The following is a 10077-nucleotide window of genomic DNA, read 5'->3' as shown; positions in this document are numbered from 1 at the left end:
CCTGACTGGTGGGGGCGGCAAAGTAGCGTCTAAATTCGGCGTGGCTCCCTTCGGCCAGAATGCCCGCAAATTCGCCTTGTTCAAAGCGCATGACGGCCTGGGCTTCCAAACGGTCGCGCTGCTGTACGTTCCGGCTCTGGCTGAAGCTGGTGCCGCCCTCGCTATGGCTCACGCTGCGCCCGGTGTATTCCTGGTCATAGCGGCCAAACATCCGGCTCACCCGTTCGGCTACTTCGGGCGTGGTCGAGCGGCCAAAGAACTGGTTTGATAACGAGCCTAAAATCATTTCGCTCGTCTCCCGGCCAAAGGCTCCCACCATTTGGGAAATGTCCTGAACGGCGTAAACGGTGGCTATCTTGTTGCTGCGCCCGGTGGCGGGTAGTTGCTGGAAGTTGGGAATAAACAGCGTGGGGGCTTCATCGAGGACAACGACGCTTGGCCGCTGGCCCGGTGTATTCATCCGTTTCAGGGCCGTAGAGACGATTAGAGAGATTAGCGGGGAAAACGTACCGGTTAACGTTGGGTCGTTGCCTACGGTCAAAATAGCGGGCTTCTGCGGGCAGTTCAGGTCAAAGGGTACGTCGTCGCCCGACAAAACCCAATAAATCGCCGGACTAACCAAAGCGGACAGATAGTTTTGCACCGTCGAGAATACGCCCGCTAACTGGTTATCACTCCCGGCCCCACTGCTCACGCTGGCAATGATGGGCCTGACTTCGTCGTCCTGCCGTAGTACCTCGATGAGTCGGCGGGGGTCGCTCTCCAACAGCAAAGAAACCGCGTGGGGTAGGGTGCAGTACTGCGGGTGGTTGTTCCGCAAATACCAGATACTACCCGTTAGCAGCACTTCCGCCGATTGAATCCAGAAACTGCGCTGCTGGGCGGCTTTTACGTCTAAGTTGCTCAGAACGGTTAGGGCGGCTTCGCGGGCCTGGCTCACATTTTGGAGTAGGCGGGGGGCTACGGGGTTAATCCGGTGGCTGCGGCTTACGTCGGTGAAGTTGACGTAATACGGCGTTACGTCCGTGCCGGCATAACTGCCGGCTACGTCCTGGGCGAGCGTGGGAAACTTGAAATCATACACTAAGCCCGTTAAGCCCTGCGCTCCGGCCTGTTGAATAATCGGCTCGACGAGTGATTTACTTTTACCACTGCCGGGGCCTCCGTTGATGAACGTTCCCCGGTAGGGATTAGCCAGCCATAAAGGCCCGTCGCCGGTCTGGAACACAAACCCGCCTTGCTTGGGGTCTATTTTGACCGTCTGCGGAATGTTTCGGCGGTAGTGGCGGAAAATGGCCCAACCGGCATACGCCACAAATACCAGACTGCCCCACCCGGTGTACTTCTTCACCAGGAAGAAAGCCAACCACCAGGGCAGCGAGCGCACCCAAATCTTATTCCAGAGCATCCAGCTTTTAAACTGCTGCTCCTCGTAGTACCCGATGGCATCTAACGCCCAGTCACTAACGCGGCCTAAGCCGAAGATACGAAGCCAGCCTAACAGCGAAGGGGTTAACAGACTGGCGATTACGGTTAAAATAAACAGGTCTCCACCGTGCCAGGTGGCGGGCGTTTTGGTGGCCAGCGTATAGATAAACAGCCCTAAGCCGCCTAACGCGATATAGCCGCTTAATTTGTCGTCTTTCATTGTTGGATAAGCGATTACAAACGGGGGCCGCGTCGCTTGATTTCGGGCGGCTCCTGCTGAATAGTTTGTTTGGGCCGGGCCACGTCTGGCGGGGTCTGCTGCGGTCGCTGCTGCGGCTCCTGTGTTTTTTCTTCCCCTCTGGCCCGTTGTTGCTGCTGGTTTTGTCCCTGCTCTTTGGCCTTCTGCTGCTCGGCGGCTCGCCGTTCGGCGGCCTGGCGTTGGGCCTGCCGCTCCTGCTCCTGGCGGTGGCTCTCGGCCCGAATCACGGCCAGCTTTTCGGCTACCCGTTCGGCCTGGGTGCCGTGCTGCTGGTTGCGGCTGTACTCAAACGTTTCGGTCGGCTTGCGTTCGTAGCTGAATTTCTGGTCAAACTGCCGTTCACTGGCCCGGATAAAGTTGGTACGGTCGAACCCTCCTTTTACGGCTCCCTTCTCGGTGGCCCGGTGATTGGTCGCCGGACTGAGTTTAAGCGGGTGTTTCCGCTCCATCTCTCCGGCCTGCTGCCGGGCTTTGAACTGGCTTAGATTCTCCGTCCGGCTAACGATTACGTGAACGTGAGTTTGCTCACCCTCCTTTTTTTTTCCCTTCAATTCTTCGCCTGTCTGTACGGCCCGGTCGCTGTGGGTGTGGGTTCGCTCCTTCTCAATTTTAGCAAACCAAACCAGGTCTTTCCCCTCTATCCCCTTTCCAAAATTGCGGGCGTACTCGTTCATCACGTCGCGGGTATAGTCGCGTAGCTTGGCCGGATCGTCGCCGATGTGCTTTAATTCCTCCCGGCTGGGACCAATGATGATTTGATAAAACTTCTCGTCGTCGCGGCCCAAATTCCGTTTGTTGCCGTCGATGGCAGGCGTTACCTCACCTGCCCGCATTCCGTCGCGCTCCTGGCTGAACCACTGGCCGCGCTCCTGCTTCTCCAGGTAGTTCACCAGACCGCCACAACTGCCCGCGCTCCCGCCATTAACCTTTACCACCATACGGCACAGTTCGACTATTATCTGTTAGGGTTGTTTGACGTGGTGCCGGGCCTGGCCGGGTCTGGTTTGGGCTGGGCGGGTTGGGGTTGCGGGTTATTCATGGCCGCAACTGCCGCTTTAAAACGGTCGGTCAGAAGTTCGGGCTTGATGGCACTGCTGATAGTACGGATTTGGGATTGCCCTATTTTCTTCGGTACGTCCTCTTGCAGTAGTTTGGTTAGTACCTGCACGTCGTCCGACAGGGGGCGCAGTATCTTCTTTTCCTGCTCCCGAATGAAGCTAATTAACCGTTTATCTAACGCCTTAATTGCGTCAGTTGGATTGTCAGCTTTGGGGTCTCGGGGGTCGGCTTTGGTGGCGTTGAAATACCGCACCATTGCTCCGAACAGGTCTTTATTGGTCATGCCGTAGGACTTGGCCAGCTTCTTAAAGTCCTCGTATAGCTCCGGGTTAACATCAATACTTTTTAGGGTTCTGCTCATGGGTCACGGATGAAAAAACGGAAATATCATACAGTAAATCAGTTAGTTAAGGCTTATGTACGTCTCTTTCCCGTTTGATTACAGTCCTTCTTTATCGTTAAACATTTGGTTATCAATCCCGTAGGGCGGGCCGAAGAACGGTATGACCGAAGGGAATACCGTTCCGGCTCGCTTCTACGAACGCGCCAGCCTGCACGCCATCGGCGGGCAACACAGACCGCACCGCGCAAGGGGTTGAAGGGAAAAAAACAGGTTGCCTAAGTTGTACCAGTTGCACGAGTTGTGCCGGTTGTACGGGTTGCACCCGTTGTACAGGGTGTGGCCGTTGTGGTATGGCTGGTATTGGTGGTATGATTCATACCTGGCCAACCTGCGCCAGAAACTTCCCGATCTTCTCCAAGTCGTCTAACCGCCACGTGTCGGGATGCTGGCCACGTCGGGAAAAATCCCGGTAGTGTTGCAGGCCCAACAGTCGGCGGAACCTAACCAGGGGGATAGGCGAGTTTTGCAACCAGCTATACAACCCGTCGCGGGCCTGGAAAAACCGTTGCAGGTCGGCCCGCTCCTGCTCCGTGCCGTACCGATGGGTCAGGCGGGTAACGTCGGCGTAGGTAAACGGTAGCTCTCCGCGTCGCTTGGTATAGTAGTTGGTCAGGCTCAACCCTAAAAAGCTGGCCACGGTGGGCGCGTCCTCCTGGGCGGCTTGTTGGGTTACACTGGTTAGTATCTCACGGTATCGGCTGACCACTTGCAGCAGGCTCAGGGGGTTAGTGCGCGGTAGGCTGGCCGATGCTGCGGCCCCTTCCGCCTGTTCGCTCTCACGTACTGAAATCATACCTCTAAATTACTAAACAGATAGGGAAGGTAGATAAAAAATGTTGATAACTAAATTTATAGTTGCCGCCCCTTTCGATTTTTTTAGCAACGCGCGGTCTTATTTGTTTTTTGTTTTTTCCTTCCCAAATCTAGACCCGTCAAGATTAGTTTTTTACTTTATCCACAGCCTTTTTAGCAACGCGCGACCCGACAACTATCATAGTAGGAAAATTCTTTATAGTTAAATATTATATAAGGAGTAAAAACGAATAAACCGACAAATACCCCCACTCAGAGGGCTGAATAAACCGACAAATACCCCTACTTGTAGGGCGAATAAACCGACAAATACCCCTGATTTTTCAGGCAAATAATTTATAAGTCTGTTTTTTCTGTCTATCTTCGGCCTGTTCCCTAACGGAAGGGAGCAAAGTGGCATTTGTGAAGATGGAAGATAAGCGCAGTACTCAACTGGTTTTACCGCTCGGCCTGACCTACGAGCCGAAGCATAAGGATTTAGTAAAACAGCATTGGAACGTAACGTTTGCCCGTCAGGGTCGTATGAGCGTCACGGCTAAACGCATCATGGCCCGCGTTATTGACCAAATACGCGACGATGATTTTAAGCTGCGGCCCTACTATCAGTTCCGTATCGTGGACATCATCACCGATGCCGGGATAACAAAGGAAACAGCCTACAAGGAGGTACAGGGGGCTTTGCGTGAACTGTTGGCCGCTATCTGGGAATTTGAGAGCCTGGACGGGTCGGAATGGTTCGCCCGGCACCTACTCGACTCAACGAAAGAACGGGCTGTAGGGTACAAAGATGGAATTATTACGGTACTGCTCAACCCACAATTGGAACCGTACTTTATCCAGATCGCCCACTACTCGACCTATCAGCTTAACAACTACATGGGGTTAAAAAGCTGGTACTCGATGCGCTTCTTTGAAATCCTGTCAGCCTTCCGCGATACGGGCGTATGGTGTCCGACGGTCGAGCAATACCGCCAGCTTATGGACTGCTCCGAGGAGAAGGATAAGCGGGGAAAGGTCAAGCGAGACAAGGACGGGAACCCAAAGATGAAGTACCCCGATACCCGCGACTTAATTAACCGGACTATCACAGAGCCGTTAGAGGAGTTGGCCGGTACTGCTCTGGCCTTTGACTTCGAGCCAGTGTATGAGACTGCCCGAATGACGCGGGGCCGCAAGAAGATAACCGGCTTCAAGTTCACTCTGAAACGCAAGCAGGATGGCAAGATACCGGAGTACTGGCTACAAAATGCGGTGGTGTCTCAGGTGGTGGCCGGTCTGCGGGCCTGGAAGGTAACAGATAAGAATATTGCTCTGTATCTGGAAGATATAGGCACTAAAGCGGCTAATAAGCTGCTGTACAACTGGCAGTTAAAGGAAAACACCGACGACCGGATAAACGACCGCGTTAAGTACTGTAACGCTGTATTCGTCCGAATGGGTAAAGCGGCTCAGGAGCAACTAAAACAGGAGGTTCAAGCGGTACTTAATGGCACTGCATTTAAATAGAGAGTTGTACCGCCTTTCCCTCTAACATCTTCTTTTCCAAAAGGTTAACAATCATTTCCAACTCAATTGCGGCTTCTGCTTGTAAACCTAAGCAAGCGGCTATGCCTGCCCCGTCTGTACTCATTCTTTTTGCCAACCGTAGGGCATAGTTTCCGTCTGCGGCCTGGGTAAATCCATAAGCGTGAAAGTGCATGGAATCACCCAACCGGGGCGGTTCTGCAATGTGTCCGAAAGAAAATTCTTTCTGCATGTATGAAAGTAGATGGTCTTGTACGACAAGTACCATATGCTTATTCAGGTGCTCAAATGTCTGAATTTTGTGATGTAGCTGCACCAAAATCGTTTTAGCTGTCATCTTCCAATTCATTCCGAAAGTGCCCTTTGCAGGATCAGGAACATTTACCCCAACCGATTGTAAGAAAAGCTGTCTTTCGGGCCATACGGTGCCGGTAGTGTCAAGGGTTTGTAGCTCGATGCCTACGAAGTCGCGTACTTTACCCTCTCTTGTTGACGCTAAAAAGAAGTCAATATTTCCGCCTGGTATTCCAACCTCTGGAATAACGTGTAGGTCATTACCAGGTTCGTGTAAGGTTAGAAGGTGTATGCAATCCAAGAATATTTTACGGCCTTCTAATAGACGTGTAGGGCAAATTATAACGTCCCCTTGTCCATATTTTACCGTGCATGTACCTATTGAGATTTGCGGCTCGCTCTTACGTGTCTTCCAGCACTTTCTATTTAAGAATACGCATTGCTGCGCCCCTACAACTGTTTTCCAATCAACGGTAGGATTATCTGTGCTAAAACAAAACAGTTCTGATACTTTAGTAGCCACTAAGCAAGGATTTTAAGGGTTTCGCTGGTTACTCTCTTCTTGGCAAGTTTAAGATATTCAGCCGATTGGTCAATACCAATAGATTTACGGTTAAGGTCAAGTGCTACTTTATTAGTAGTTCCCGAACCACAAAAAGGATCTAATACAATGCCACCGGGCGGGCACGTTGACATAATAGGCACTCTGCATAAGTCCTCTGGATATACAGCATAGTGCTTTTCTCGCTTCTGGCTATCCTCTGGTATAATATCCCAAACATCGCCCGGCAGAGTGCCATTAGGATGATAGAAAAGAAAGTAAAAACCCTTCTCTATCAGTTCTCTGGCGCGGCCCGATACCTTTTCTTGGTCAGAGTGCGTAGCACGGTGCATATCTCTGATAATCATGCGAAAATCGGAAATCTCACCGTTTGCTATACGCACAAGAACGTTATCTAAAGCCTGAAAAGCGTTTACTTTTTCTTGGTCAGTAAGGGAAGTAGAAAGTTCAATTTGCCTGCGGTATCTCTTACCACTTACACCCGTTGCAGACATTACCGCACCATTCTTTACGGTCGCCTGTCTGGGCTTACTCCTAATACTATTACTGTCGTAATAGTAGCCCTTTCCACTTTTTACGAAATGGAAAAAGTTTTCGTGAAGGTTACGTAATCTATCGGTGGTACTGTCCATACCCCCTTTCTGTTTATTCCAGATTACACTATTACGAAGTACCCACTTTTGTTCATCTGTCATGCGTAAGGCTACACGCCACGGAATACCTAACAATGATTTATTCTTATAGGTATCGCCTAAGTTCAACCAGAAAGACCCCGTAGGTTTGAGTACTCGACGTATCTCAGCGATGATAGCGAGTAAGTTATCTATAAACTCCTCTGGTGTCTCTTCTAAGCCTATCCCTCCGTTTTCGTACGACCTTTGGCCCCAGTATGGAGGGCTTGTAATCGCGCAATCTATGCTATTAGATGGAAGATGTTGCAGCACTTGTAAGGAGTCACCGCACAAAAACAAAGGGGCCATACTATCACCTTCCAAATATGGCAGTACTTGTATATCGCTCGCCTGGTCAATCATTAATGTTGGCTGAAAAGTCTTTGAAAAAATCCCCGCTTTTCCTGCGTTGGTAAGCGGTCGGCAAGTTTGGTAATCATGCCCTTAATATCGTCTAACTCCGTGCGTATATCTTCCTGACGCATGGGGGGCTGACTGCCTTTCTTTAGCTGGTCTTGGGCGTACTGGCGTAAATCCTCGTTCACGTACTGGCCGATGGTCTTACCGCTACGCTGTGCGGCCTTCTCAATGGCGGTACGGGTTTCGAGGTCAACCCCACGAACGGTCCATAAACCCACGTCTGGGGCGCGTCGGGGTCTGCCCCCTTTTCCTTTTTTAGCGTCCTGCTCCGGCTCTGCTGCGGCCACGTCAACCGCTGTAAAACTTAAACCGGGTTTTGTTATGTCGTCTTGGGTAGCCATAGCAGTAAAGTACGACGTTTTGTTATGGCTGTAAACTACGCCTTTTTCCTCGTTAGTCGCAACTGTAAACAAAACTCCGATTTTGTTCTGCGCTTCTGTACTCGTTGCATTTTTCGGGGTTTGGTGGTGCTGGCGGGTCGGCTCTTATTCTGTGAATAATTTCTTAACATAACAATGCTTATAAAACCACCCTCGGTAAAGTACTACGTTTTGTTGATGCTTAAGACCTATCGAAATTGTACTTTCCTGTTATTAGCACCTTCTTTATGCTTTGGTTGTTGTTAGGTACACTAATTACAAAGCCTTTTACAGACATGGAAAACTGTTTAATCATTGTTGATAACTCTAACGTATGGATTGAAGGCCAAAAGTACTCTGCCAAGGCAAAGGGGGTACTCAAAACAAATCCAAATGATAGAGATATATGTGATCCCTCTTGGAGAATAGATTTTGGCGAACTGTTAAAACAAGTATCCGAGGGACAGAATATTGTAGGAGCCATATTAGTAGGGTCGCGACCACCACAAAGTGATTCTATCTGGGAGTCTGCGGATAGGAGCGGCTTTAAGGTTATTGTGCATGATCGCAATGCAGCCGGTAAAGAAAAGGCCGTTGATACGGAACTGGCGGTACAAGGCACTGCCGCAATATATAGTCAACCTACACCTGGCGTTTTAAAACTACTTTCAGGCGATAGGGATTTTATACCATTGGTGAACATGGCGGCACAAAAAGGATGGGAAACTGAAATGTGGGCTTTTACGAGTTCATTCACCCAGTATGGTCAGATGGCGCAAACTGTAACCAGAATAAAACCACTTGACCATTGTTTCAATGAAATTAGTAGTTACGGTTTTACGTGGCCTGTACCTGGTAGCCCAACCGTGTAGTATCAATAAAATAATATTTGGTGGCTGTGGCCAAAATGGACGAGCTGCGGGCGGGGTTCGCGCCCGATCTGGCCCGGCTCCTGGCCGTGTCCGGCTCTCGGTGGGGCTGGTCCTCCAAAGATTGTTTGGTTTTCCACCTCTCGCCGACAAGTGAAGGGGTCGCCAAAAGCTAAGGGCCAATTTTGCAGGTGCTGCCTGCAAAATTGGCCCTTAGCTTTTGGACAAAGAATTACGCCGGGTGACGCTTCGCTAAGCTATCTCGCGCCGATGGCGTACCCGGCTGACAGAGATATAAGGCAACTATTATACTTCTGCCACGTCGAGCTAAACAGGGCCGTTTTGCCAAACTGAGCCAGTAACCGAACGTCGAACCGTTGGCGGTTCAGTTGTACGCCGGTGGCTATTCCGAAGCTGCTACGGTACTTGTCCTCGATGCCGTACCGTTCGCGCTCATACGCCGGAAATACGGTGTTTGGGCTTCCCTGGCTCATTTCCGTGTAATGACTGCCCCGAACCTGTACATACGGCCCCAACAACAGACTAACCACGTTTTTACCCTTGGTCAACTGCTCCCGGAAGGGCAGAAGAAACGTAACGGCGGGGGTTGTGTTGACGTTGGTTTGAGTGCCGTAAACGGTACGGTCGGCTCGTGTCCAAATCAGGTTATAACCAATTCGATAAAGCGATACGTTAACTTCGGGCTGCACCTGGATGGCTCCGATTTGCAGCGGCCTGGCTATGCTGATACCATAGCCGGGCGTTGGGCTAAACTGCACCTGCGGCAACAACTGGCCGGGTTGCGCTCCGCCAAAGCTGGGTAGGGGGCCATTGGGGGCAAATACACTTTGAACGCCTACCCGTATTTGTAGGCTCTGAGCGGGGCTGCGGCCTGCCAGTAAAAGCAGGGCTAACAGCCACAAAAGCCCGTTATTTCTTCCTGTGGGGGTTTTCATGGGTTAAGTCTTACATAAAGTTTTGCCAGTCTTCCGGCTCCGGCTGGGCCGCGTCCGGCTGCTGCGCCTGAGCGGGTGGAAGTAGCCGGGGGGCGGGCTGCGCTCTGGTGTTGGGGCTATCGGGCCGGGCGTTGGGGGCTGCGGTCGCTCGTCCGTCAGCCTGGGCGGTTGACGACCTACGCCCGGTCTGCTCCTCGCTCCGGGGCGCGTCGGCGGGGGCTTCCTGCGCCTGGCCGGTGGTGGCCAGTATCCCATTTACTTGGTCTTTGATGTGGCTGAACTGCTGGCGCGTGTCGGTTTCGCTCACCTGCTTAAACGGCTGAATGGGCTGCGCCTGACTGGTGGGGGCGGCAAAGTAGCGTCTAAATTCGGCGTGGCTCCCTTCGGCCAGAATGCCCGCAAATTCGCCTTGTTCAAAGCGCATGACGGCCTGGGCTTCCAAACGGTCGCGCTGCTGTAC

10 protein-coding genes and 1 pseudogene are annotated in these 10077 nt (G+C 51.6%); 2 read left to right on the top strand and 9 right to left on the bottom strand.

The genetic code is table 11. The annotated features are described in order from the left end of the window. The 4 genes from EQG79_RS30705 to EQG79_RS30690 all read right to left on the bottom strand — a co-directional run. The coding region (locus EQG79_RS30705) for a type IV secretory system conjugative DNA transfer family protein (protein WP_129607058.1) at positions 1-1648 on the bottom strand (1648 nt) is incomplete at its 3' end. Positions 1649-1662: 14 nt separating this feature from the next. Continuing rightward, positions 1663-2625 carry a DUF5712 family protein gene (locus EQG79_RS30700; protein ID WP_129607056.1) on the bottom strand — a complete coding sequence of 321 codons (963 nt, stop codon included), beginning with the start codon at positions 2623-2625 and terminating at the stop codon, positions 1663-1665. Positions 2626-2642: 17 nt separating this feature from the next. Then, positions 2643-3107 carry a BfmA/BtgA family mobilization protein gene (locus tag EQG79_RS30695; protein ID WP_129607054.1) on the bottom strand — a complete coding sequence of 155 codons (465 nt, stop codon included), beginning with the start codon at positions 3105-3107 and terminating at the stop codon, positions 2643-2645. Between the two features lie 355 nt (positions 3108-3462). After that, positions 3463-3942, bottom strand: coding sequence for a hypothetical protein (locus EQG79_RS30690; RefSeq protein ID WP_129607052.1), 480 nt, complete (start codon positions 3940-3942; stop codon positions 3463-3465). Between the two features lie 413 nt (positions 3943-4355). On the opposite strand from EQG79_RS30690, the gene EQG79_RS30685 reads away from it, so the two are divergent. Next, a complete protein-coding gene (locus EQG79_RS30685; RefSeq protein WP_240699526.1) occupies positions 4356-5468 on the top strand; it encodes a replication initiation protein in 1113 nt (370 codons plus the stop codon). On the opposite strand, the gene EQG79_RS30680 is transcribed toward EQG79_RS30685, so the two are convergent. Genes EQG79_RS30680 through EQG79_RS30670 form a run of 3 tightly spaced genes read right to left on the bottom strand, consistent with a single transcriptional unit; the run spans position 5461 to position 7774 of the window. After that, positions 5461-6303, bottom strand: coding sequence for a NotI family restriction endonuclease (locus EQG79_RS30680; protein WP_129607050.1), 843 nt, complete (start codon positions 6301-6303; stop codon positions 5461-5463). The genes EQG79_RS30685 and EQG79_RS30680 overlap by 8 nt on opposite strands. Next, the gene (locus tag EQG79_RS30675; protein ID WP_240699527.1) at positions 6303-7322 is read right to left on the bottom strand and encodes a DNA-methyltransferase; all 1020 of its coding nucleotides are present in this window, start codon (positions 7320-7322) and stop codon (positions 6303-6305) included. Before EQG79_RS30675 ends, EQG79_RS30680 begins: the two co-directional genes overlap by 1 nt. Positions 7323-7375: 53 nt before the next feature. Beyond that, positions 7376-7774, bottom strand: a complete 399-nt coding sequence (locus tag EQG79_RS30670; RefSeq protein WP_240699525.1) for a hypothetical protein — start codon at positions 7772-7774, stop codon at positions 7376-7378. A gap of 314 nt (positions 7775-8088) precedes the next feature. Here EQG79_RS30670 and EQG79_RS30665 point away from each other — a divergent pair, with 314 nt between their 5' ends. Further along, on the top strand, positions 8089-8664 hold the full coding sequence (locus EQG79_RS30665) for an NYN domain-containing protein (protein ID WP_165358996.1): 576 nt from the start codon (positions 8089-8091) through the stop codon (positions 8662-8664). A 254-nt stretch (positions 8665-8918) separates the two neighbouring features. Here the strand turns inward: EQG79_RS30665 and EQG79_RS30660 are convergent, their stop codons facing one another. Both EQG79_RS30660 and EQG79_RS30655 read right to left on the bottom strand, forming a co-directional pair. After that, the gene (locus EQG79_RS30660; RefSeq protein ID WP_129607041.1) at positions 8919-9617 is read right to left on the bottom strand and encodes a hypothetical protein; all 699 of its coding nucleotides are present in this window, start codon (positions 9615-9617) and stop codon (positions 8919-8921) included. Positions 9618-9627: 10 nt separating this feature from the next. Next, positions 9628-10077, bottom strand: a pseudogene (locus EQG79_RS30655) (type IV secretory system conjugative DNA transfer family protein); the annotation flags it as partial.

The sequence above is a fragment of the Spirosoma sordidisoli genome (assembly GCF_004138325.1).
GTDB lineage: Bacteria > Bacteroidota > Bacteroidia > Cytophagales > Spirosomataceae > Spirosoma > Spirosoma sordidisoli.
The sequence above is the reverse complement of the archived record's forward strand: the minus strand, read 5'-3'. Positions and strand labels throughout refer to the sequence as shown.

Bases quoted from the DNA above. Each gene is read 5' to 3' on its own strand.
- EQG79_RS30700 (WP_129607056.1), bottom strand. From the start codon at position 2,625: ATGGTGGTAAAGGTTAATGGCGGGAGCGCGGGCAGTTGTGGCGGTCTG.
- EQG79_RS30695 (WP_129607054.1), bottom strand. From the start codon at position 3,107: ATGAGCAGAACCCTAAAAAGTATTGATGTTAACCCGGAGCTATACGAG.
- EQG79_RS30690 (WP_129607052.1), bottom strand. From the start codon at position 3,942: ATGATTTCAGTACGTGAGAGCGAACAGGCGGAAGGGGCCGCAGCATCG.
- EQG79_RS30675 (WP_240699527.1), bottom strand. From the start codon at position 7,322: ATGGCCCCTTTGTTTTTGTGCGGTGACTCCTTACAAGTGCTGCAACAT.
- EQG79_RS30670 (WP_240699525.1), bottom strand. From the start codon at position 7,774: ATGGCTACCCAAGACGACATAACAAAACCCGGTTTAAGTTTTACAGCG.
- EQG79_RS30665 (WP_165358996.1), top strand. From the start codon at position 8,089: ATGGAAAACTGTTTAATCATTGTTGATAACTCTAACGTATGGATTGAA.
- EQG79_RS30660 (WP_129607041.1), bottom strand. From the start codon at position 9,617: ATGAAAACCCCCACAGGAAGAAATAACGGGCTTTTGTGGCTGTTAGCC.